Genomic DNA, 22,908 nt, shown 5'->3' with positions numbered 1-22,908 from the left:
CCTAGTTGCGGCGGGATGAGCAAAACCGTCGTTATGATCCTCTTCATCGTCGCCTGCGTCGCACTCGGCGCCTTGAGCGGCGTCAGCAATGTCCCCGGCGAGTGGTATCAGTCGCTCAACAAACCCTTCTTCAATCCACCGAGCTGGATTTTCGCTCCCGTCTGGACGATCCTTTACGTCCTGATCGGCGTCGCACTTTCCGAGACATGGTATGATGAGAACAACAGCCGCCGCCTCGTTCTCTTTGCCGTTCAGGCGGCGCTCAACCTTCTATGGTCGCCGGTTTTCTTCGGCCTGCAGAGCCCTGTTCTCGGCCTCGTCGTCATCGTGCCGCTGCTGATCTCGATCCTGCTGTTCATCGCCGCCAGCTGGCGGGAAAACCGCAGGGCTGCATGGCTTTTCGTGCCCTATGCGCTCTGGGTCGCGTTCGCCACGCTCCTCAACCTGTCGATCGTTCTCATGAATTAAGCACGCTCCATCGTACGGCTTGCCGAACATCGCCCGCCATGCCAATTTCGCATCTGCGAAAGGGGCGGGAACATGGACGGGAGAGATACGGGCGATTTCCGCGAACGGGTGCGCCAGAGTTTTGGTCGACAGGGCGCGATGGCGATGCTGGGCGCCGAACTGACACGCGTCGAACAAGCGATAGTCGAGATCGAGCTGCCTTTCGACGTCAAGCTCACCCAGCAGCACGGTTTCCTGCATGCCGGCGTCATTTCCGCGGCGCTTGATGCCGCCTGCGGTTATGCCGCCTATACCGTCATCGAACCGGAAGCCTCCATCCTCACCATCGAGTTCAAGGTGAACCTGATGTCGCCCGGCCGCGGCGATCGTTTTCTGTTTCGCGGCGAGATCACCAAACCAGGCTCGACGATCATCGTTGCGGACGGCCGCGCCTATGCGATCGGCGATGGTCCTGCGAAACTCATTGCTTCCATGACCGGCACCATGATGGTGATACGGGGCCGAGAGGACGTAACCGGATGACTTCTCCCCTTCCCCTCGGCGAGCCGAGCCTCGCCGGCGGCAAATCCATTCTCTTCGTGATGGCGGTCGATGCCGAGTACGGCCCGGCGCTGAAATCCCGCATCAAGCCGCTGATGACCGGCGTCGGCCCGGTCGAGGCGGCCGTCGTGCTGTCCCATGCGCTGACACGCCTGGAAGCGACGGACGACCTGCCCGATCTCGTCGTCTCGCTCGGCTCGGCCGGTTCCCGCAATCTCGAACAGACGGAAATCTATCAGGCCTCATCGGTCGCCTATCGGGACATGGACGCCTCGCCGCTCGGGTTCGAGAAAGGTCGCACGCCCTTCCTCGACCATCCGGCGATCATGCCGCTTCCCTTGCGCATTCCCGGCGTCAGGGAAGCCTCGCTATCGACCGGCGGCAACATCGTCTCCGGTGCCGCCTATGATCTCGTCGGCGCCGACATGGTCGACATGGAAACGTTCGCGGTGCTGCGCTGCTGCCAGCTTTTTGGCCTGCCGCTGATCGGCCTGCGGGGCATTTCCGACGGCAAGGAAGAGCTGAAGCATGTCGGCGACTGGACCGAATACCTGCATGTGATCGATAAAAAGCTGGCGGATGCGGTCGACAGCCTGTTCGAGGGGTTGGAGGATGGCGCCATCATCCTTTGAAGGCGCGATTTTCGCCGCGTTCCCCGTTGCCAGAAAGGCGAAGTTTCTTTAAAGGCTCGCCATGACCCAGATAGCTCATCCCGACAGCATCCTCATCATCGATTTTGGCAGCCAGGTGACGCAGCTCATCGCGCGTCGCATCCGTGAAGCGGGCGTCTACTGCGAAATCCACCCCTTCCAGCATGCAGGCGCAGCATTCGAGAAACTTCAGCCCAAGGGCGTGATCTTCTCCGGTGGCCCGGCATCGGTCACCACCGAAGGCAGCCCCCGCGCACCGCAGGCGGTGTTCGACAGCGGGGTTCCGATCCTCGGCATCTGTTACGGCCAACAGACGCTCGCAACCCAGCTCGGCGGTGTCGTCGAAGGCGGGCATGCAGCTGAATTCGGCCGCGCCGACGTGGAGATCAAGGCGAAGAGCCCGCTGTTCGAAGGTTTCTGGGAAGTCGGTGGCCGCTATCCCGTCTGGATGAGCCATGGCGACCGCGTCACGCAGCTTCCGGACGGTTTCGAGGTCATCGCGACTTCGGAGAATGCGCCTTTCGCCATCGCGGCCAACGAAAGCCGGCACTACTACACCACCATGTTCCACCCGGAAGTGGTGCATACACCCGACGGCGCCAAGTTGCTCTCCAATTTCGTGCACAAGATCGTCGGGCTGAAGTCCGACTGGACGATGTCTGCCTATCGCGCCGAGATGATCCGCAAGATCCGCGAACAGGTCGGCAAGGAACGGGTCATCTGCGGCCTCTCCGGCGGCGTCGATTCCTCGGTCGCAGCGGTCCTGATCCACGAAGCGGTCGGCGACCAGCTGACCTGCATCTATGTCGATCACGGCCTGATGCGCCAGGGCGAGACCGAGCAGGTCGTCGGCATGTTCCGCGACAACTACAATATCCCGCTCGTGCATGTGGATGCGTCCGACCTGTTCCTGACCCAGCTTGCCGGCGTTTCCGATCCGGAAGTGAAGCGCAAGACGATCGGCCGCCTGTTCATCGAAGTCTTCGAGGCGGAAGCCGCCAAGATCGCCGCCGACGGCAAGGGCTCTCCGGCATTTCTGGCCCAGGGCACGCTCTATCCGGACGTGATCGAAAGCGTTTCCTTCTCGGGCGGACCTTCGGTGACGATCAAGAGCCACCACAATGTCGGCGGCCTTCCCGAACGCATGAACATGAAGCTGGTCGAGCCGCTGCGTGAACTGTTCAAGGACGAAGTGCGCGCACTCGGCCGCGAACTCGGCCTGCCGGAAAGCTTCATCGGCCGACATCCCTTCCCGGGTCCTGGCCTCGCGATCCGCTGCCCCGGCGGCGTCACCCGCGAAAAGCTCGATATCCTGCGCAAGGCCGATGCGATCTACCTCGATGAAATCCGCAAGGCCGGCCTCTATGACACGATCTGGCAGGCCTTCGCCGTGCTTCTGCCGGTGCAGACGGTCGGCGTCATGGGTGACTACCGCACCTACGACTTCGTCTGCGCATTGCGCGCCGTCACCTCAGTCGACGGCATGACCGCGGACTTCTATCCCTACGACATGAACTTCCTCGGCCGCACGGCCACCCGCATCATCAACGAAGTCCGCGGCATCAACCGCGTCGTTTATGACGTGACCAGCAAGCCCCCCGGCACGATCGAGTGGGAGTGACGGATACAAACGGCGGCAATAGCGTAGTTTTGGCGGTGGTTTTCGCTGTCGCTAAATTGTTCTTCGTCCGTATTTCACTGCCATTGAGCTGGCGTTCTCCATTCTGCTTCGCACGTCCGATCTGCGCGTACTTCCAGGATGACGTAAAGTGGGTCTAGAGGGCCGGAGTGCAGTTTGGCGTGCACAAGGGCTTGCGCCCTCAATTCGGCCGTTGGGCGCTTTGGTTGATAATCCCGAAACTTGCCGTTCATTCATCTTGGTCAGCGCTGCGTCTGGAAGCTCTGACTTGAGGACCTACCTGCAGTTCGCAGCGATCACCGCCCCGGCTCAGCCACCAGCGATTTTGTAAGTCGCGTCGCCAGCTGTTCTCCCGCTTGCTTGGCGGCGGCGTGCGCCTGCTTAAGATTGGACACCGCGAGGTCCCGCAAAGAGGCCATAGCGGGATTAACATCAGCGAGGGTCAGCTCGACATCGATGAGTTGGAGGTCCAATCCCCAGTTGTCTTCAAAGATGCGCCTAAGCCAGGGCGTCGCGTGGTCCCAGCCTTCCTTCGGCATGCCAGGGCCGTATGCGCCTCCACGCGCTGAGATCAGATAGGCGGGACGCTTCGAGATCGGCGACGCCACTTTAACGGTGAAACGCGGTTCGGTGACCAGAAGGTCAATCCACGCCTTTGCGTGTTGCGAAACAGCATAATTGTAGAGCGGAACCGAAAAAATGAAGGCATCTGCGGCCAGCATCTCATCGGCCAATCTGGTTGCCAGCGCTGCCGCCTCCACCTCCTCCGTCGTGCGTTCGCTGAGGGCCTTTGGACCAGCCTGAACGGCAAGGGCCCACGCTGTTGCAGGCAGGGGTGAAAGGCCAACGTCCCGCCTCACGACATCCAGCTCTGCCAGTTGCGTTCGGATAGAGTCCTCGAGCGTTGAAGCTAGAGCGCGGCTTTGAGAGCCGACGGCACGAATGCTTGCATCCAAACGAAAAATCGTCGTCACGGCTCAAGCCTTCCTCTTGTTGAGAAAGGCGACCAGCGCCTCATTCACTGCCTCAGAGGCCTCGAGCTGTGGCCAGTGCCCGACGCCCTCAAGTGGTAGGAACCCCTGGAGGTTTGGCACGGCCGGCTTGAGATCTTCCTCGTTCAAAGCTCGCATCTTAATCATGCTGTCTGCCGTGCCATACGCAAAGAAGGATGGCTGTCGGATCTTCGCCCCGGCAAATGCTTTGGCTTGGTCGAAATAGGGCTGCATGCCGCGATAGATATTCAGTGGGCCGTGGAAGCCATCACGCTGGAAGCCTGCGATCATCGTCTCGGCATCCTCGCGATCAGCGAAGGGCGGGATGCCGATCGGGGATGGCCGGTGCATATCTTTGCTTGGATCCATCGGACCCCATGCTTCGGAGGCATCGGGCAGCCCCGACATCCAATAGAGAGCACCCGGGAAAGTCGTGGCCGCATCCGCCCACTCCTGGTCGGCCTCCGGCTTCATGTGGCGAAACATATAAAAGGCCCCCTCCTTGCCGGCGGCCTTCAGCATTTCGAGCATGCTAGGCCCCGCACCCGGTAGCACCGGAGGGACACTGAGGCCGAAGACCGCGTCAAACAGATCCGAACGCATCACCGCCGCGTTCCAGCTCACCGTCGCGCCGAAGTCGTGGCCGACCAGGGTAGCGCGCTCGATCCCGAGTTTCGCGAGGATGCCGACAAGGTCCCCTACATGGTAGAGAACCGTGTAAAGCGCTGCGTCTTCAGGCTTGGAGCTATCGCCGTAGCCACGCGTATCGAACGATATCGCGCGGTAACCCGCGGCCGCGACTGCCGCCATCTGCCGGCGCCAGCCCCGCCATCCGTCAGGAAAGCCGTGGACGAACAGCACAGCCGGGCCCTCGCCTTGCTCGACAACGTTCAGCTTGACGCCATTGGCTTCTACAAAGGTCTGCTTCAGCGACTTATTCCGATCCACGAAAATCATCTTTCATGCTCCATTTGAATTGTGAAATTGACGCACGCGATGCGGCGACCGCTGGGATCGATCTTTTGAAGTACACAGTTCGATAATAGTTCGCGTGCGATCGAGATGGTGTTCGGCTTTACTTTGAACTCTCTGTCATCCGTCTCTGAGTCAGTCGCAGACTAGCCACTGCCTGGCTCCGAGAATTGATGTCAGCACCGGATCGAGTTACTTCCCTGCGAACTGGATCTTCGGGATCGGCTCGTGTTTGCGCACAGCCGCGACCGCAATGGCCATTCCCTCTGCGCCATCCTTGGTGTCGAGGATGCCAGCGCCGAGCTGGGTGGAGATGATGTCGGCAGCCGAGACACCTCCAGTAGCCCAGGTGCGGATGAGCGTACGCGCCTTGCCGTAAGAGAGGGTCGGCCCTGTCGCGAGATGCCGCACGAGTTCGTCGGAGACCTCCTCCAACTTGCCGTCAGGCGCTGAATGGGTTGCGATACCCAGATCGACTGCGACCTTTCCGAAAATTGGCTCCGAAAGCAGGACGAAGCGAGTAGCGAGCGTTTTGCCGACGCGATCGGCGAGCCGCTGCACCCCGCCTGCCATTGGAATGCCGCCGACCGACACTTCCGGGAGGACGAGCATCGCCGACTCTGCGACGACCAGAAAATCGAACGCCAAGAGCAGTTCGAAACCGCCGCCCAAGGCCATCCCTGCTACCGAAGCAACCGTGGGGACGGGCAGTTCCTCGATGAGACGGATCGAAGCCAGGATGTCGGCCGCAAACGCTTCGAGAAATTTCGAGCCCTTGTCACCGATGGCGCCCAGATCGTCTGCCACGGCGATGTTGCCGGACGCGGACGTCAAGTGAAGGACGCGGATGTCGCTTGCATATGCCTGGCGAACGGCGGCCCGCAGCGACGAGGGAAAGTCGGACCCTGGCTCGCTGTCTGCATCACCGAGCAAGATCAGTTTGCCCACCGCACCGTGTTGCTCGAAGCGGAACGAACTCATGTTTTACCTCCTGGTTTGCTGACTATCTAGCCAGGCAGGCCTAACACCTGCTACAAAATGGCCCGCGTCTCACGTCACGATTGGCGGATGACCAAAGCCAGTTATGTTATGTACGTTACAGAATTGAGTACTGTCAATGGCCCGCCCCCGCGCGTTCGAAGAAAGCGAAGTGCTAGATCGCGCGGCGGACGTCTTCGGTCGCCGGGGCTACGACGGCTCAACCATGGCGGAACTGACGGCCGCAATGGGCTTGAACTCTCCCAGCATCTACGCGGCTTTCGGAAGCAAGCGCGGGCTTTTCGACGCTGTTCTCGGCCGCTGTAGTGCGCGCGAGGACGAGCACTGGGAGTGGGCGCTCACAGCCCCCACGGCCGAAGAAGTTGTCAAGCGCTTGCTCACGACCTCGCCAGCGCAGGAGTCCAGCCGCATACTCGTTCATGCGGGCTTGGCAATGGGCAGTGAGAATGCCGACATTCCCGCTGCCCTGCTTCATCGCCGCCAATTGGCAGAACTGAAACTGCGAGACCGGTTCGAAGAAGCGAAACGGAGTGGCGAACTCCCTGTGGACGCTGATGCCTCAGGGCTGGCGAGCTATGTGACGTCAGTTCTCGGAGGTCTCGCCATGAAAGCCGCCAGCGGCGCGCCGCACGACGACTTGCGAGAGGGTGCCGAACAGGCGGTGGCGGCCTGGCGGGCGATCAGCGACGTTGCGGCCGCCGCGAGCGCTTCAACGAGGGGAGCGGCACCGGCAGGCGAGTTAGGCCGCGACCCGCGAAGGTTCAGCGCCGACACAGCGCTCGATGCAGCCATGAAGGTCTTTTGGACCAAGGGTTTCGCGGGCGCATCGTTGAATGATCTCACTGAGGCGATGGGAATCACTCGACCCAGTCTCTACGCCGCATTCGGCAACAAAGAAGCCTTGTTTTTCAAGGCCCTCGATCTCTATCAGTCACTTCGTAAAGACTACCTAACTGAAGCGCTCCAGGCTCCGACGGCGCGAGGCGTTTTCGAAGCGCTGCTCAGGGGAGCGCTACGCGATCAACAGGCAGAGGGGCAACCGCGCGGCTGCCTCATGGTTCTTAACGCAATGCAAGGCGGTGATGAGGCGCAGCCCATTCGCAACGAAGTTCTCAGGCGCCAGGCCATCGGGCGCGACTTGCTCGCGGCCCGGTTTGAGCGGGCCAAGCGCGACGGCGACCTGTTGCCGACCATCAATGTCGAAGGTCTCGTGCGCTTTGTCCAATCCCTGATGCACGGCATCCTCATGCAGGGAGGGGCCGGCGCAAGCCAACGTGAGCTTGAGGCGTTGGTTGAGAGCAGCTTGGCTATGTGGACCGCATCCGCCCAATTACCGATCGGCAAAGATTAGGTATAGCTAATCTGTCGATATCTTTACCGATCGGTAGATTGTCCTTTGCTGTCTGGGGCCTGCCGGGGTGGGAGCAGCCATCGCGGACGCCACAATTCCCGAAGACGACCACTCGCTACGCTCACGATTTCCGTGAACCAAGCACGCGCGGCGATTGGTTCAACGACAATGTAACCGTCCTATGTGTACGCCATAGCCCGCTAATTCCCGATTGGTCGTCGTGAGGGCTTCCACCTTGGCTGTAGTGCAGCAGAAGACGGCCGACCGGTCCAATTCGAATTGACCTCCGATGTGCGCTCCAAACGTGAGAGATGACTTGCTCCCAGTGGTGTTATGAATCTGCCGCGGAGGACGTGGTGTCGCCACAGCAACCGGGAAACGATGGTAATCGTCGAAGGAAAATTCACTGCATGGCTCGAAGAAAGCTGGCAGACGTATGGGCCAGGTGAAATCATAGCCTTGCAAACTGCTCGCCACTCATCAGGACTCTGACAGACTTATCATTATAAGCACCGGTGATATCTTCATGCGCACATGCCTGCTCGCTGCTCTCCTCCTCATCGCCGTCATGCCTCTTACTGTTTCTTCCGCAATGCCTTGCGGAGCGCAGACTGCTTGTCCGGTCAAGGAGGGAAACTATCGGATCGCGTTGCCGCACGATGGCGACATTCGCGGCGTCTTTGTCTATTTCCATGGTTTCAAAAGCTCCGCCGGGTTGCAGATGCAGCAACGCTCCCTGGTCGAAATGACGCTCGCGCATCATCTGGCCTATGTAGCCGTCGATGGCATCGACGGAAGTTGGGCGTTTCCTCACGGCCCCCGCCAGGGTCGCGATGAGAAAGCGTTCATCGCGAATGTCTTTGATGACCTGCGGCAACGCTACGGTTTTACCCCGGACAAGACGGTGATCGGGGGTTTTTCCATCGGCGCATCGATGGCTTGGTACACCGCCTGCCAGCAGGGGGAGAAAGCCGCGGCGATGGTGACTTTCTCCGGCGTGTTCTGGAACCCTCTTCCAGAACCGGATGACTGCGTCGCCGATCTTCCTCCAATGATCCATTTTCATGGGACCGCGGATGAGACGTTTCCGCTCGCCGGTCGGGCGATTGGCACAAAATTCCATCAGGGCGATGCGTTCAAAAGCTTGGCCATTCTGCGTGAGCGTGGCAAATGCGACATGAAGGCTGCGAAGAAAGTCACGCTGGATAGCATCGAGTGCGACGATGTCCCGGACTGCATTCGGGGCGACAATGTCATGTGCATCCATAACGGTGGCCATGAGGCACGGGCAGATATGCTTGATGCTGGCCTGGCAGCGGTGGGCTTTCCCAAATGAACACCGGGCTGCAAAAAAACGAAGATCCTTTGTAACAACTGCCTGCATTCCCACGAATTAGCAGGCAGCAAGGTCGCAAACCTGATCCGACGCGATGCTGACGGATCGTTCGAGGATGACAAAGGAACCCCTCATGCTGCAGTCAATTACATGTCCAAATATCGGCCATGCCATCGTTCATCATTTCGGAGAAGGTGCGGCTATCTGGGGGCAGGCTATCACTCCGAGCATTGCTCATCTGGTTCAGACGCAGCGGGCGTTAGCGATCGATTTTTCCCGGATACGCCCCGGTATCGTGTTCGAGACCGTCTCGAGTGTTGCGATGCTTCCCCATGTCATCGATGGATCCACGTTTCGCATACACGTCGAAAGCACGGCGTTTCGCCGCACCATTGTCCGACGCGAAGCGGCGGTGGAGGCCTTCGTTCGCTGCGATACAGGCGCCGGTTGCACTCTCAATATTTGGGGCCGTGTCGCGACGGAAAGTCCATCGCAGCAGTCAGATCAACTGGCAGCTATCGACGATAAAACTGCCGCCACCGTACCTGTGATTTTCACCGTGACATTCTGGGAGATATCGCGCGCGCCGAACGCCCGCATGGAGCAGATGATCAGGCAAGTGTCCGAGAAGGACCGCAAAATCCGGGAGCTGGAATTGAAGGTGGCGCTCTCGATGTGTTCGCAATGAACTCATGTTCAGACAGACGCATGCGCAGCCGTAGAATTGATTGTTCCATACGAGGAGTTACCATGCAGAGTTCAGACAGCCCGGCGATAAAGAATGAAGCGGCGCCGCGCTGGCGTCAAATCGGACTGTGGAGCGTCAAGCTTCTCCTTGCTGCGGCCTTCATCGCAGCCGGCAGTGCCAACCTCTACGGCCTGCCGATATTGGTTCAGAACTTCGAGCAGATCGGGCTCGGGCAGTGGTTTCGGTATTTCACCGGAACACTCGAGTTGATCGGCGCGGCCGCGCTACTCGTCCCGGCTGTGGCCTCGCTCGGTGCGCTTCTGCTCGCCGCGATCATGGTCGGCGCCACCTTGACCCATCTCTTCGTGCTGCCGGGCTCGCCCGTCCCCGCGATCGTGCTCTTCGCGCTGAGCGTGATGATAGCCTGGGCGCATCGCGACCAGATCGCCGTGCTGGCCAGCAGGATCCTCGTCGACCGCGACTGAGGACACGAAGGTCGTCAACGCCCTCACGGGCGGCAAAGCATGCGTTGCGACGTGGCGTAAGCTGCCTGGGGGTGGGCCATTTCTGGTTATGGCGGAAGCGCGAATGTAACGTCTACGCATCCCGTGACGAGCAAGACAGGCCGCTTTCGTTCAACAGGAGGATAACATCATGACGATCTCATTACGCCCCATTCTGCCGCTTGCAGCGGCTCTCACACTTTCCTTCGCCTCTGTCGGCTATTCCGCGGAGATTTTTACGACGAATGGTGTGGCCATCAACGGCTATGATCCCGTCGCCTATTTCACCGACCACAAGCCTGTGAAAGGGTCGGGCAAATACGCGGCAACTTACCAAGGAGCGACGTTCCACTTTGCATCCGCCTCACATCGTGATGCATTCACCGCCAATCCAGGACATTTTGCTCCGCAGTATGGCGGCTATTGCGCCTTTGGAACGGCGCAAGGCTACAAGGCGTCGACCGAACCCCAAGCCTTTACCGTGGTCGATAACAAGCTCTACCTCAACTACAATGACAGCGTCCTCAATACGTGGAGAGAGGATGTCAGCGCGTATATCAAAAAGGCCGACGCAAACTGGAGTAAGGTCAGGGTACAACCTGATCCGTAAGTCCCGATGCCAACATGAATCACCTATTCGACCCATTGCGGATAGGGACCTTTCAGGTTGATGACGGCGACGCCCGTCGGCGCTTGCCCTCAACTTTGTCGGCACGTCTCTCTTCGTCATCGGCAAGACAATTTGCGCGACGCGATCAAGCGACAGTTTAAGTTCGGCGAGCAGCTTCGAGCATCGTGAGTTCGCGAAGGATGGCGTCCTTATCCTGATCGACATGCGGCGGCGCCCGATTGAAACGAACCGGGGTTGCGGACATTTTGAGCGGGTTGCCGAGCAGGCGGACGGTTTGTCCGTCCACGGTTTCCATTGGCATGATCATTTCACGCGCCAGGGTATGCGGATTAGCCACGACCTGATCGATCGTGGCGACCCGGCCTGCAGGGATTTCGGCATGGACAAGGCGCTGCTCCCAGCTTTCGGCGGTGTCGGCTTGTAGAGCCTCGGTCACAAGCCGGTCCAGTGCATCGATATTAACAACGCGATCACGGTTGCGGCGAAACCGCTCGTCGCCCGCCAGATCGGGACAGCCGATCGCCGTACAGAAGCGGGCGAACTGCTGATCGTTTCCGACCGCGATGGCGATTTCGCCAGCAGCCGTTGTAAAGGTCTGGTAGGGAGCAATGTTGGGATGCCGGTTGCCGATCCGCTCTGGCACCTTTCCCGAAACCAGATGGTTCGTCGCGGCATTGATAAGCCAGGCAACTTGGCTGTCATAAAGCGCCAGATCGATATACTGGCCTTCGCCCGTGCGGTCGCGATGGCGGAGAGCGGCGAGGATGCCGACGGTCGCATACATGCCGCACATCACGTCGGCGATGCCAAGGCCGACCTTGAGGGGCCTGCCACCGGCCGTATCGCTTTCGCCGGTGATGCTCATGATACCGCCCATCGCCTGGACGAGAAAATCATAGCCGGTTCTCTCGGCATAGGGTCCTGTCTGGCCGAAACCGGATATCGCACACCAGACGATATCCGGCTTGATCTTGCGAATATCCTCATAGCCGAGTCCGCGGCGGTCGAGATCGCCCGGCTTGTAGTTTTCGATCACCACGTCCGAGACAGCCGCCAGCCGCTCGACAAGCGCAACACCTTCATCGCTGGCAAGATCGATGGCTATCGATCGCTTGTTGCGGTTGGCTGACAGGAAATAGGCGCTGAGATCGCTGTCGCCGCCATCGGCATCCGGCACGAAGGGCGGCCCCCAACTGCGCGTGTCGTCGCCAGTATCAGGGCGCTCGACCTTGATGACATCGGCCCCGAGATCGGCGAGCAGCTGCGTGCAGGTCGGTCCGGCGAGAATCCGCGACAGGTCGAGGATGCGCAGACCTTCGAGGCTGGCGGGTTTTCGATGGTCAGACATTCGGGATTCTCACGATTTCCAGGGGGAACTCTTGAACCAGCGTAGGAGATAGGCGGTTGCTATAAGCACGCCGAAGCCAGTCAGATTTCCAATTGCCTCTGCAGAAGCGGTGCGACCGGCATGATCAAGCGCAATACCGATCGGCTGGGCAATCACAACACCGGTGATGAAGACGGCGAGCGATTGCTGGCCAACTACCGTCAGAACGCGCACTGCAGGGCCGCGCAGCCGGGAGCCTTTCTTGCCGACGAGATGTACGGCGATGTAGCAGAGCGCCATGAAATGAACGAAGCGCAGCAGGCCGAAATCGGTCTTGTCGGTCAGCGGAGCGATCCGCGCAGCGGTCATCTGGAAAAACGGATGCATCTCCTGAAACCGTACCCAGGCAAAAGGAATTGTTGCTATCAAGGTGATGACGGCCAGCCCCATCAGGCGGCGATCGAAACGGGGCGCTGGCAGGGTGCCGCGCATCAGGAAAAACCCGGTGAAGAACAGGAGCTGCCAGCCGAACGGATCGAAGAACCAGGGACGATCCGACCATGGCTCGGCCGGGAGCTGTGTCAACTCGAATTGCGTGGCGAGCCACAGGGTGATCATGGCGGCAAACGGCAGGAAGCGGTGGATTTTTGACGCAAGGATCATCGCCGGCATCAATGCCAGAATGACGATATACATCGGCAGAATGTCGAAATAGTTCGGCACGTAGGTCAGGGTCAGCAGACCGACCAGCAGCTGGCCCGGGTTCTGCATGAACGGCACGAGGTTCAGGCTTTCGACGTAGGTAACGCCATCGTATCGTGTCCCCGCGACGACCATGATGGCTGTGACGGCAATGAAGACGGCGATGTGAGCCCAGAAGATCTGCCAGATGCGTTGCGCCACGCGCGCTATGAGGGCGACCGGACCGTTGCGGTCGAAAGTCGATCCGAAAGCGACGGCAGAAGCCATCCCTGATTGGAAGACGAACATCTCGGTCGCGTCTGAAAAGCCGAAGCGGGCCGGGATCCAGAGCGCCCAATTATTGTTAGGGATATGAGCGAGCAGGATGATGAGCATGCCGACGCCGCGAAAGAAATCGAGGCGCGGATCCCGTGGACGCTTTGTCCTGTGACCGGCCGGCGGTGCCGCCTGGGCGTGATCAGAAGGCGCCGTTGTAGGCGCTTGCGTCGAACCTGCAGGCGATGAGACTGAAGGCTGGGCGTTTACCGGCTGCCTCAAGCTCGTTACGGAAGTCATCACAATTCTCCACATTGACGCCATAGCCGCCGAACCCTCGTGCGACGGCTGCAAAGTCAGTTTCGCCGAGCGTGACGCCGGCCGATTTCAGACCGGCGGATGCCTGCTTCAGCGCAATCAGCGCCAGGCTGCGATCCTGAAAAAGCACGATGGTGATAGGCAGATTAAGATCGCGTAGCGTGGCTAGCTCGCCGATTCCCATCTCAAGACCTCCGTCGCCCATCACGGCGAAAACCGGACGTGATGGATTGGCGACCTTGGCACCGATCGCAAGCGGCAGGGCCGCGTTCATGGTGCAAAAGCCCGCTGATTGCAGCAATGACATCGCCCGCTGAGCAACCCATTTTTGCGACAGGAGAATGCGATGCGCTCCGCTGTCGACGGTGACGATTGCTTCCTGACCGGCGACGGCATTGAGGGCCTCGATAATTGCGTGCGGTCCCCAACTGCCATTGCTTGCGAATAAACGGGCAAGTTCGTTTTTCACGGCGGCGGGTTCGCCAGCCGTCCAGGTCTTGTGCCCCGCGTGAACATCAGCCAAGGCCTGTAGAAAAGCGCGAGGTGCAGCCTGGATTCTGGTTCCGGCATGATGCATGCCGTGGTCCGTAGCGGTATCGGAAATCTCCACCAGCTTTGCTGGATCTCCGACGAAATCCAGCCAGCCGAGCCGCATTTCGATTGGGTCATATCCAATTGACAGGACCAGATCCGAATCCCGGACCAGGTTCAGAAGAATTTGATCCGCCAGCGGTGACAATCCGGCGGCGCCAAGCGACAGCGGGTGGCCCTCCGGGATGATGCCCTTGGCCTTATATGTCGTGATGACCGGCGCGCCAATTTTTTCGACCAGATGCTGGAGTGCCGGACCGGCATGATCTCGCACGGCGTCAAGACCAGCGATAAAAAGCGGTCGTTGCGCCCGGCCAATCCTCTCGGAAAGTGTGTGAACGGTCGGATCCGTCATTGTTACCGAGGGCTTCAGAAGCTTCGGAGGCGAAATGACATTCAAGGTTGGCGAGACCGTGGCAGCCGTCGCCGGAGACAGGTCGAGATGGACGGGACCCATCGGCTCCGTCATGGCAAGCGCGAGTGCACGAGCGACCGTGGAAGCAGCGCTCTCGGGCTCGATTTCGAAAGAAGCCTTGACCAGCGGTCGCAGCAACTGCGCATGGTCGATCACCTGATGGGTGTAACGCGCACGGGTGGGGCGGTCGACAATGCCTGATAGGACGATCAAGGGGACGCGCTCCTGGGCAGCGTCGGCGATGCCGTTGACCGCATTGGCAAGGCCCGGGCCTACGGTCGTCACGAGAAGTTCCGGATTTTGCGTCATCGCGCTCGCGCCCGCTGCCATGATCGCCGCCGCGGTTTCATGGCGCGCAAGGTGAAAGGTGATGCCGGAGGCCTCCAGGCCGTCGATCAGCGTGACCACTTCTCCGCCCGGCATGCCAAAGGCATGACGGACGCCATGGGCATGAAGCGTCCTGGCGACGATGTCGGCAACTCTCGGCGTTACGAAGCTTTCCGCGGTCACTATAAATCTCTCGAATCTGATGTAGTGGGCAATGCTCAACGCTCACGGGTAATTAAAACCTTGGACGCTTGGAAAACCTGCCCAGTGGCTCACGGAACCGGGCAGGCCTAGTCCCGACAGGTCTAGCGCTCCATGCGGCGGACGACGAACGCGACAACCGTACCAAACAGCATGTGGCCGATCAGCGACGCCCAGGTGAGAGTGACAAAACCGAGAAATGCAGGTTGGCCGCCAAACAAGTGTGCCATGACGTAAAGAGCGAAGATCCAAAGACCGATGCCGAAGCCGATACCTGTCAATAGTAATGGCAGTTTGGGGACGATCAGCCGCTGCAACGGCCGGGCGATGAACAGGTAGCCGATCGGATAAAAAACGATACCGACGATCGCGTGGATCGCTTCGGCCAGCAACAGATTGTTGAACCCGAACACCGATTGAACGAGTGCAGCCGGCTCCAGTGGTCCGCCAACCCATAGCGGCGTGATCAGCCGTGCCCAGATTTCCCAGGTAATATTCGCAGCAAGTCCGGAAAGAATAATCGTCCGGCCGAGGCTTGGTTGAATTTCAGGGAAGACGCTCGTCTTTTGCATTTCCATCATGGACATCGTGTTTTTCCTTTCTTTGAGGTGAGATCAGGCGGACAAACGCATGCCAACCGAATGTTCGATGGACTTGAACAATCGGTCGTCGGCCTTCAGCCGCTGGCGAATTTGGCCGATACGCGAAACACCGACATTATTGCCATCGGTCGCCATCGCCCTGGCGAGCGCGAGGACGAAGAAGTCGCGCTGTGCGTTGCTGCCGCCGATCTTTGGCAGGTTCGCCACCATGCGTTCGAGCATGTGGCGGTCCGCCGGAGCATCGAGACCCGTGAGAACGCGCGCCATCGGTACACCGATCTCGGCGGCGACGCGGCCCTGGTCATCCATGCCAAGCGCCTTGGCTTCTATATGCGATACAAGCTCCACAGCTCCATCGCGGTCGCCAACGGCAACCATGGCGGCAAGATTATGCAGAGCTGCAAAAATCAAGGTCGTGTCCGCCTTTCGGCGATGGGCTATTTCTGCCAGATCGGTCCAGCGATCACCGACATGAGCTCCCGATTGCTCCATCCGCCACAGGAGCGAGACAGCATTGGCCATGTCTCGGAAATCGTCGGTTTGCTGTGGGCGAACGTCGTCGTCGTAGATCTGCAGCACCCGATCATGATCGCCGCGTTCCAGGTGTAGCAGGCCGAGATGCCAGGCCATATGAAAGGAGAAATTGTTGCAGCGCGACCAGGCCTTGCGGTTGGTCTCGAGCCAGTCAATGCCTTCTGCCGTATCGCCGCGCATCTCGAAGACATGCGAGACGGCGTGAAGGCCCCAGGAATCATCGGGCTGCAGAGCAACCGCAAGCTGCCCGGCGGCAAGCGCCTCGGCATACCGACCATGCTCTTCAAGCGAAAACGCGTGGCAACCAAGAATAAAGCCCCTCGCCGTCGTGCTGGTGTCAAGGCGGGTGACTGCACGCGTGCTGGCCCGTAGCATGCCGCGGGCATCTCCAAGCATGAAACGCAGAGCCTGCGAGATCTTAAAGGGCAAGAACGTCACCGGCCGATCCTCGAAACCGTCGTCGAGAATGTCCGTCGCACGCGAAAACGAGCCTTCGACGGCGGCCTCCAGTGCTTTCACAAGGGTGCCCTCGTCACCGGTCCCTCCGCCTCTGACCACCAGCGCTGCCTGCGCATCAACGAGTGCCTTGGCAGCCGGTTCATCGAGCTCCGACCGCGCCAATATCAGATTTGCAAAGCCCTTCAGCGCATGGCCGGCAACATGATGGGGGTCGGCTGCCAATGTTGACTGGATGGCCACACCAGTACTTGGCCGATGCGCCGCCAGACCAAAAACGGCATTCTCGAATGCCCGTTGTGCCTCGTTGCTGTCAGTGCTGGTCATCAGACCGTAGGCATCGCGCTTCATTCGTTTACTCCTTCAGGAGGACGCCGATCAGAACCCTCAAGATCCCATTACCCTTCGTCCGACAGAGACCTTTACGGTCGAGTCAGGTGGTTCGTTACAGCCGATCCTGATTTTTTCGCAGCCGCATCAAAATTTCTTCGCGTCGCATAGCGGGCGGGAATTTTTTTAAAAACGCATGTAACAAAACCATGTGCTGCCGCGAATTACGGGGGCTGGCTTTTGCAGGCGGGCTCAATTCGAAAGGGCGGGACCATCATGAGTGAAGCAACAGGAACAAGCCCCGTTGTCATGGTTACGGGCGCAGCAGGAAACCTTGGAAGCGCCGTCATCAGGGAGCTTGCGGCGAACGGTACGCGGCTCGTCTGTGTTGAGCACAATTCGGAAGCCTTGGAAAAATTGGCAGAGAGCCTGCCCGAGAGTAACGAAATCCTGCTGATCGGCGGCATGGATCTCGCCGATTTGACGTCATGCCAGGAAGCGGTCGAAAAAACGCTCGCGAGATTTGGCCGGCTCGACGCGCTCGCCAATACCGTCGGCGGCTTCCAGACAGGACCGGTCGACGAGACGGGCGTGCACCAGTGGGACCGGTTGTTTCAGATGAATGCCAGAACGGCTTATGCAATTAGTGCGGCGGCCCTGAAACCTATGCAGCAGGCAGGCTACGGCCGCATCGTCCATGTCGCGGCAGCGCCGGGACTAAAGGCCGGCGCCAATCAAGCCGCCTATGCCGCATCGAAAGGGGCGGTGATCCGGCTTACGGAAGCGATCGCCGCGGAAAACCGCGACAAGCGCATTACCGCCAACTGTATTTTGCCGGGCACGATCGACACACCGCAAAACCGGTCGGCGATGCCGAATGCGAAGAGGGACAGTTGGGTTCAGCCAATGGATATCGCCAAGCTCATCGGGTTCCTCATTTCGCCTGCAGCAGGCATCGTCACCGGTGCGGCCATACCGGCGACCGGCCGCACCTGAGGGTCCCATGGTTTCGATCTCCGATCCCGTCTCCGCAGGATTGATGCTTTGGGCCGGCATCGGTCTTGCCGTCGCCGCCGCCTTTCTGCTGTCCGGATTCGACAAGGTCGATCCGGGGGCACGTGACGCCTATGCGGTCCGGCCGCTCCTTATCCCCGGGCTCGTTCTCCTCTGGCCGCTGGTCGTCTGGCGGTGGACCAGACTTTCCAGGGGAGAACGCTAGCATGCAACGCCGTCACCGTCGCGCGCACACAGTGATCTGGACAGGCATCGCGGTCGTTATCCCGATCATGCTTATTGTTATCTTTGCTAGCGTTCCGAAACTGCCGACCGATGCGCCGGCTGTGCGCCTGGATGCCACCGCAACACAGAGGGATAAGCAACCGTGAGCCTATCCTACAAGCCAGTCATCTGGAACAAGACCAAGGTCATCTATGACGCGGTCATGCTGGCCGGGATCTTCATCTATATCCTTATTTTCCTGCGGCTGGGACCAATCATATCCCCCGCACTCCGGGATACCGACCTGCCGATCCAGCGGATGCGTGCCTTCGGGTCTCTGGCCTTGCTGATGCTGACCATCGTCCTCGCAATCGGGCCACTGGCGCGGATCGATGCGCGTTTCGCTCCGCTCCTCTACAATCGCCGCCATTTTGGCGTGATGACCGCGATCATCGCAGCCACGCACGCCTACTATGTGCTCGGATGGTATTTCTCCTTTAGCCCAACACCACAGCTCACGGCGCTCTTCACCAGCAATACCGGCTTTACGAGCATCGCCGGCTTTCCTTTCGAACTCTTCGGCGTCTTCGCGCTCGTCATTCTGGCGATCCTTGCGGTAACCAGCCACGATTTCTGGCTCTCCTTCCTGACGCCGCCGGTGTGGAAGGCGATCCACATGAGCGTCTACTTCGCCTATGCTGCGGTCATCCTGCATGTGGCGCTCGGCGCTCTGATCGATCGCCGGGATCTTGCTTTGGCATTTTTGTCGCTCGGCGGATTGGCTACGCTGTGCGTCCTGCACCTCATCGCAGGTCGGCGAGAGACATCGGCTGACGCGGCTGCGTCGAAAAAGGCCCCGGAGGCGCCTTGGGTGATCGTCGGTGACGTCAACGAGATTGCCGAAGGCAGGGCGATCATCGGGATGGCACCGGGCGGCGAACGCATTGCCGTCTTCCGTTCAAAGGGTGGTCTTTCAGCCGTATCCAATATCTGCTCGCACCAGAACGGCCCCATCGGCGAAGGCAAGGTCGTCATCGGCTTTATCACCTGCCCATGGCATGGCTATCAATATCGGCCCGAGGACGGTTGTTCGCCACCGCCGTTCCGCGAGCGGATCCGCAAATATCGCCTTCGCCTGGAGGGCTCAGGCATTCTGGTCGATCCGGAACCCTTGCCTCTTGGCACAAGGGTGGAACCGTTGGCCATCCCCGCGGAGTTGCTTCCCGCGGCTGCCGCGCCGAAAAAGGAAGGGACGGTTTGATGCTGAAACCTTTAGAACGTGGATTTTTTGTCGGTTACTTCAAGAAAGTCCCAGCCGATGTCAGGGGGCTGATGATCGGGTTCATCGTGTTCTTCATTGCCGCCATGGCGACGACTTCGGCGTTGCTGTCCCTTAATACCGAAAGTCCAGGCGCGGGCAGTTATGCGGATGAGCTCTCCGGAGAGCATCTGATCGGCACAATGGAGGTAAGGCCCTATCCGATACTGCGCATTCCCGCCGACGGCACAAAACCCGCGCGCGCTATCATGCTGGCGGGCGCGGGCAAGTTCGGGGTGGACGACAGGGCGCTGCCGCTTGCGGGCAAAGCCGCCCAGGCAGGTGGCATCTTCGTTAAGCGCGGAGACCTGGTCATGCTGCTGATCGGCGGCGAAGACGACCTGAAAGCAGCCAAACCGCAAATGCCGGCCCTGCCGGTCACATCCGCGGTGGAGAACCTCGGTCGGTGGCGTTTGACGGGCGAGATCTGCGACGGAAAATGCAGTGCTGGCGCCATGAAGCCGGGAACGGGCCTCGCGCACAAGGCCTGCGCCAATCTGTGTATTTCTGGAGGCGTTCCACCGGTCTTCGTTTCCACTGCACCCGTGGACGGCCAGATCTTCTTTCTTCTCGCTTCAAAGGACGGAGGACCGATGCCGGCCGCCTTGCTCGACAAGACCGGTTTACCGGTGGTGCTTGAAGGCAATATCGAACGCCGCGATAATCTGATGATTTTCAAGGTCGACAGTTTTCGCGAGGAGCCTGGTGCATGACCCTGGGCGTGAAAGGAGCCCGGCGCCATCTGTCCGGCCTATTGCTGGCGCTGATTGCTACCATCCTGATCATCCTCGCATGGCTGTATGGTCTGGATTATCTGAGCGGCACCCCGTTCGAGGAGCTGCGATACGTGATCTTCGGGGTTGCCGTTGTCGGGCTGCTCTCCGGCCTTAACAGGCTGACGTCGAGATTTTTTAACTAGAAAGTCGCCAAAGGTTGAACCACATAGGGTTGAGTTTTAGATCGTATGTTCTAAAATGATTTGGCAATAACCCTGGACATGTCGCCTGTTCCGATCAATGCTCTGGGAGACAGGATATATGGCCAGACCCAGAGAGTTTGATGAAGAAAATGTGTTGCTGCTGGCTGTCGAGCGGTTTTGGGAACACGGCTACGAGGCAACGTCGATCCGTGATCTGGCCCAGGCAATCGGGCTGACCACCGCGAGCATCTACAATACCTTTGGCGACAAGCACGCATTTTATCGCAAAGCCCTCGATTTTTATGTCGAACGGAGCTTTGGCGACCGTGTCGGCCGGTTCGAAACGAAGCCGCCGCGCGAGGCGATCAGCGCATTTTTCAACGAAATTATTGAGCGGTCGTTGAGCGATACCAAGCGGAAAGGCTGCATGTTGGTCAATTCCGCGCTTGAGGTCGCGCCACATGATGATGAGTTTCAGCGTGTGGTGGCTCAAGTCCTGGTGCAGGTTGAGGCTTTCTTCAGGCGCTGCGTCGAAAAGGGCCAGGAAGACGGATCGATCAATCGTTGCCAAAAAGCATCGGACATGGCCGGCACGCTCCTCGGCACACTGCTTGGTATTCGTGTGCTTGCGCGCACGCGTCCTGAAAGAGACCTTCTGGAAGGTCTTATCCGGCCCATTTTTGCACTGCTGGAACCCCAATCACAGTCAGACAATCTTATCTCATGATCGATGACATGAACGTTCAAACCCTTGCACGCTTTGGCCCGATATCCCACACGCAAAAAAATCTGGCTGGTCTCTGTAACAATTGCACGAGAACCACCGAAGAAGGATATGTCGGATGACAGATCTGGCGCGTGAAAAGGAATGGGCATCCTGGCTGCGTTTAGCGATTGCGGGCGACAGCCACGCCTATCACAAATTCCTGACGGCCTTCACACCACATTTACGGGTGATGGCGCGGAAGCGTTGTGACCAGTTCGGTGCGCCGGCCAGCGAGGCTGAGGACGTGGTTCAGGAAGTACTGCTTACTATCCACCTCAAGCGCGGGACATGGGATCCGTCACGGCCATTGGGGCCATGGCTATCGGCAATCGTTCGCAACAAGGTGGTCGATAGCCTGCGCCGCCGTGGCAGGCAATCAGTACCGCTTGAGGACGTCATTGCTACACTCAAAACAGACGAACGCATCGCAGCCTCCGATCGCATCGATATCGAACAGATTCTGGGCAAGCTCAAGGATCCGCAACGAACGATCGTTCAATCGATATCGATTGAAGGGTCGAGTGTTCGGGAAACCGCCGATCGCCTGGAAATGACAGAGGTGGCGGTACGTGTTTCCCTACATAGGGCATTGAAGGGGTTGGCTGCTCTCTATTCGGGGCGGGCGACATGAAGACTGAGGAATTGATCGAACTGCTCGTGCAGGATACGCCGGTTCGACTGAATCTTGATCATGCCCTGATGCATGCTGCCACTGCCGCCACATTGATCGCCGCCATTTCATTCTTCGCGGTCATCGGCTTGCGTGCGGACTTCGGTACGGCCATCGAGACCGGCCGCTTCCTGTTCAAATTCCTGATCACGGGATCTGTCACCCTGACCGGTGGGATGGTGATGTTCCGGATTGGAAAACCGGGGGTCCCGGTTCAGTTGACGGCATTGGGTCTATTGGTTCCCGCTCTGTCGATGGTTGCAGCGGCGATCCTTGAACTGTTGGTCATGCCGTCTGAGACATGGGTGACGCGCATGATCGGGCATAATTCCAGCCTCTGCCTGACGATTATCCCCTTCTTATCGGTGGGTCCTCTTGCCTGTTTTCTCTACGCGCTTCGATACGCTGCCCCCACCCGACCGGCGGTCGCGGGAGCTGTTGCCGGGCTCGTAGCGGCAGGGATCGCGGCGACATTCTACGCAGCCAATTGCGATGATGACAGCCCGCTCTTTGTAATGCTCTGGTATCCGGTTGCCATTTCGATAGTTGCCGGGACCGGTGCTTTGCTTGGCCACCGACTGTTGCGCTGGTAGGTCACGATGGTAAAACCGACATACTTCGTGGCTGGTGAAGATGGTCAATGGCAGGTAGAGGCAACGCGCGCCATTGCTGGCAAGGGCCTGGATGTTGCGCCTCGTCTTAGTGTCATGGACACCAATCAGGTCATATTACCCGATCCAGTGGCCTGGGTTCTGCGCGGAACAGCTGGCAGCGCGCGATACACGACCCGTGTCGAGCTCGATCGGCTTGCAGAACGCCAACCACCGCTGGGCCGCGCAACGGCGTGCCTCGCGGTCTTGATCCCGATCCGCAAGTCGGATCTTTGGTGGTCTCTTGCGCAGGACGAGCGCCGGGCCATCATTCAGGAGAGGTCGGCGCATTTTCAGATCGGGATGGACTATTTGCCTGCGGTCGCTCGACGCCTCTATCACAGTCGAGATCTTGGCGAGCCTTTCGATTTTCTCACCTGGTTTGAATTCGCGGAGGAAAGTGCCCCTCAATTTGATGCCATGCTCCTTCGATTGCGGGCGACCGAAGAATGGCGTTATGTCGAACGTGAGGTCGAAATCCGCTTGCGGATATGGCACCATCGTTGATCATGCTAGGATTGCCAATCCTGCGCAAGGTCG

The 22,908-nt window shown here is 59.3% G+C and carries 26 protein-coding genes; 18 read left to right on the top strand and 8 right to left on the bottom strand.

Annotation, left to right across the window (positions count from 1 at the left end; all coding sequences use genetic code 11):
- Positions 1 to 15 precede the first annotated feature (15 nt).
- The 4 genes from C5J24_RS08745 to guaA all read left to right on the top strand — a co-directional run bounded on the left by C5J24_RS08745 (position 16) and on the right by guaA (position 3,279).
- Entirely contained in the window at positions 16 to 468 is a 453-nt protein-coding gene (locus C5J24_RS08745; RefSeq protein ID WP_046667334.1) for a TspO/MBR family protein, read from the top strand.
- Between the two features lie 72 nt (positions 469 to 540).
- On the top strand, positions 541 to 990 hold the full coding sequence (locus tag C5J24_RS08740) for a PaaI family thioesterase (RefSeq protein ID WP_046667333.1): 450 nt from the start codon (positions 541 to 543) through the stop codon (positions 988 to 990).
- On the top strand, positions 987 to 1,640 hold the full coding sequence (locus C5J24_RS08735) for a 5'-methylthioadenosine/S-adenosylhomocysteine nucleosidase (protein ID WP_105417267.1): 654 nt from the start codon (positions 987 to 989) through the stop codon (positions 1,638 to 1,640). The genes C5J24_RS08740 and C5J24_RS08735 overlap by 4 nt, the downstream gene beginning before the upstream one ends.
- A 61-nt stretch (positions 1,641 to 1,701) precedes the next feature.
- Positions 1,702 to 3,279, top strand: a complete 1,578-nt coding sequence (guaA, locus tag C5J24_RS08730) for a glutamine-hydrolyzing GMP synthase (RefSeq protein WP_105402449.1) — start codon at positions 1,702 to 1,704, stop codon at positions 3,277 to 3,279.
- A 314-nt stretch (positions 3,280 to 3,593) separates the two neighbouring features.
- Here the strand turns inward: guaA and C5J24_RS08725 are convergent, their stop codons facing one another.
- From C5J24_RS08725 to C5J24_RS08715, 3 genes are all read right to left on the bottom strand, one after another.
- Positions 3,594 to 4,271 (bottom strand): FMN-dependent NADH-azoreductase, encoded by a 678-nt coding sequence (locus C5J24_RS08725; protein WP_105417265.1) that lies wholly within the window; start codon positions 4,269 to 4,271, stop codon positions 3,594 to 3,596.
- Between the two features lie 3 nt (positions 4,272 to 4,274).
- A complete protein-coding gene (locus C5J24_RS08720; RefSeq protein ID WP_105417263.1) occupies positions 4,275 to 5,246 on the bottom strand; it encodes an alpha/beta fold hydrolase in 972 nt (323 codons plus the stop codon).
- A gap of 207 nt (positions 5,247 to 5,453) precedes the next feature.
- Positions 5,454 to 6,242, bottom strand: coding sequence for an enoyl-CoA hydratase/isomerase family protein (locus C5J24_RS08715; RefSeq protein ID WP_105417261.1), 789 nt, complete (start codon positions 6,240 to 6,242; stop codon positions 5,454 to 5,456).
- Between the two features lie 136 nt (positions 6,243 to 6,378).
- On the opposite strand from C5J24_RS08715, the gene C5J24_RS08710 reads away from it, so the two are divergent.
- The 5 genes from C5J24_RS08710 (at position 6,379) to C5J24_RS08690 (ending at position 10,748) form a co-directional block, all read left to right on the top strand.
- Entirely contained in the window at positions 6,379 to 7,611 is a 1,233-nt protein-coding gene (locus C5J24_RS08710) for a TetR/AcrR family transcriptional regulator (protein ID WP_105417259.1), read from the top strand.
- Positions 7,612 to 8,137: 526 nt separating this feature from the next.
- Positions 8,138 to 8,947, top strand: coding sequence for a PHB depolymerase family esterase (locus C5J24_RS08705; protein ID WP_105417257.1), 810 nt, complete (start codon positions 8,138 to 8,140; stop codon positions 8,945 to 8,947).
- A 133-nt stretch (positions 8,948 to 9,080) separates the two neighbouring features.
- A complete protein-coding gene (locus C5J24_RS08700; protein ID WP_105417649.1) occupies positions 9,081 to 9,635 on the top strand; it encodes a hypothetical protein in 555 nt (184 codons plus the stop codon).
- Positions 9,636 to 9,697: 62 nt separating this feature from the next.
- Positions 9,698 to 10,120 carry a DoxX family protein gene (locus C5J24_RS08695; RefSeq protein ID WP_105417255.1) on the top strand — a complete coding sequence of 141 codons (423 nt, stop codon included), beginning with the start codon at positions 9,698 to 9,700 and terminating at the stop codon, positions 10,118 to 10,120.
- Between the two features lie 169 nt (positions 10,121 to 10,289).
- Positions 10,290 to 10,748, top strand: a complete 459-nt coding sequence (locus C5J24_RS08690) for a YHS domain-containing (seleno)protein (RefSeq protein ID WP_105417253.1) — start codon at positions 10,290 to 10,292, stop codon at positions 10,746 to 10,748.
- Between the two features lie 157 nt (positions 10,749 to 10,905).
- Here C5J24_RS08690 and C5J24_RS08685 read toward each other — a convergent pair whose 3' ends face one another.
- The 5 genes from C5J24_RS08685 to C5J24_RS08665 form a co-directional block, all read right to left on the bottom strand.
- Positions 10,906 to 12,117 (bottom strand): CaiB/BaiF CoA-transferase family protein, encoded by a 1,212-nt coding sequence (locus C5J24_RS08685; RefSeq protein WP_105417251.1) that lies wholly within the window; start codon positions 12,115 to 12,117, stop codon positions 10,906 to 10,908.
- Positions 12,118 to 12,126: 9 nt separating this feature from the next.
- Positions 12,127 to 13,335 (bottom strand): OpgC family protein, encoded by a 1,209-nt coding sequence (locus C5J24_RS08680; RefSeq protein WP_256427171.1) that lies wholly within the window; start codon positions 13,333 to 13,335, stop codon positions 12,127 to 12,129.
- The gene (locus C5J24_RS08675; RefSeq protein ID WP_245446585.1) at positions 13,256 to 14,926 is read right to left on the bottom strand and encodes a thiamine pyrophosphate-binding protein; all 1,671 of its coding nucleotides are present in this window, start codon (positions 14,924 to 14,926) and stop codon (positions 13,256 to 13,258) included. The genes C5J24_RS08680 and C5J24_RS08675 overlap by 80 nt, the downstream gene beginning before the upstream one ends.
- Positions 14,927 to 15,009: 83 nt before the next feature.
- A complete protein-coding gene (locus C5J24_RS08670) occupies positions 15,010 to 15,492 on the bottom strand; it encodes a hypothetical protein (RefSeq protein ID WP_105402438.1) in 483 nt (160 codons plus the stop codon).
- Between the two features lie 27 nt (positions 15,493 to 15,519).
- The gene (locus C5J24_RS08665; RefSeq protein ID WP_105417245.1) at positions 15,520 to 16,848 is read right to left on the bottom strand and encodes a tetratricopeptide repeat protein; all 1,329 of its coding nucleotides are present in this window, start codon (positions 16,846 to 16,848) and stop codon (positions 15,520 to 15,522) included.
- A gap of 255 nt (positions 16,849 to 17,103) precedes the next feature.
- Here C5J24_RS08665 and C5J24_RS08660 point away from each other — a divergent pair, with 255 nt between their 5' ends.
- The 9 genes from C5J24_RS08660 to C5J24_RS08620 all read left to right on the top strand — a co-directional run bounded on the left by C5J24_RS08660 (position 17,104) and on the right by C5J24_RS08620 (position 22,875).
- Positions 17,104 to 17,823, top strand: coding sequence for an SDR family NAD(P)-dependent oxidoreductase (locus C5J24_RS08660; RefSeq protein WP_172723897.1), 720 nt, complete (start codon positions 17,104 to 17,106; stop codon positions 17,821 to 17,823).
- Positions 17,824 to 17,830: 7 nt separating this feature from the next.
- Positions 17,831 to 18,046 carry a hypothetical protein gene (locus C5J24_RS08655; RefSeq protein WP_105417241.1) on the top strand — a complete coding sequence of 72 codons (216 nt, stop codon included), beginning with the start codon at positions 17,831 to 17,833 and terminating at the stop codon, positions 18,044 to 18,046.
- A gap of 162 nt (positions 18,047 to 18,208) precedes the next feature.
- On the top strand, positions 18,209 to 19,306 hold the full coding sequence (locus C5J24_RS08650; RefSeq protein ID WP_105417239.1) for a Rieske 2Fe-2S domain-containing protein: 1,098 nt from the start codon (positions 18,209 to 18,211) through the stop codon (positions 19,304 to 19,306).
- Entirely contained in the window at positions 19,306 to 20,076 is a 771-nt protein-coding gene (locus C5J24_RS08645) for a hypothetical protein (RefSeq protein WP_105417237.1), read from the top strand. The genes C5J24_RS08650 and C5J24_RS08645 overlap by 1 nt, the downstream gene beginning before the upstream one ends.
- A complete protein-coding gene (locus tag C5J24_RS08640) occupies positions 20,073 to 20,282 on the top strand; it encodes a hypothetical protein (RefSeq protein ID WP_105417234.1) in 210 nt (69 codons plus the stop codon). The genes C5J24_RS08645 and C5J24_RS08640 overlap by 4 nt, the downstream gene beginning before the upstream one ends.
- Before the next feature lie 118 nt (positions 20,283 to 20,400).
- On the top strand, positions 20,401 to 21,009 hold the full coding sequence (locus C5J24_RS08635) for a TetR/AcrR family transcriptional regulator (RefSeq protein ID WP_105417232.1): 609 nt from the start codon (positions 20,401 to 20,403) through the stop codon (positions 21,007 to 21,009).
- A gap of 115 nt (positions 21,010 to 21,124) precedes the next feature.
- Positions 21,125 to 21,679, top strand: a complete 555-nt coding sequence (locus C5J24_RS08630; protein WP_105402430.1) for a sigma-70 family RNA polymerase sigma factor — start codon at positions 21,125 to 21,127, stop codon at positions 21,677 to 21,679.
- Entirely contained in the window at positions 21,676 to 22,311 is a 636-nt protein-coding gene (locus C5J24_RS08625) for an NrsF family protein (protein WP_105417230.1), read from the top strand. The genes C5J24_RS08630 and C5J24_RS08625 overlap by 4 nt, the downstream gene beginning before the upstream one ends.
- 6 nt (positions 22,312 to 22,317) lie before the next feature.
- Positions 22,318 to 22,875 (top strand): chlorite dismutase family protein, encoded by a 558-nt coding sequence (locus C5J24_RS08620; RefSeq protein ID WP_205836928.1) that lies wholly within the window; start codon positions 22,318 to 22,320, stop codon positions 22,873 to 22,875.
- Positions 22,876 to 22,908: the final 33 nt, after the last annotated feature.

Source organism: Neorhizobium sp. T25_27 (assembly GCF_002968565.1).
GTDB classification, from domain to species: domain Bacteria; phylum Pseudomonadota; class Alphaproteobacteria; order Rhizobiales; family Rhizobiaceae; genus Neorhizobium; species Neorhizobium tomejilense.
The sequence above is the reverse complement of the archived record's forward strand: the minus strand, read 5'-3'. Positions and strand labels throughout refer to the sequence as shown.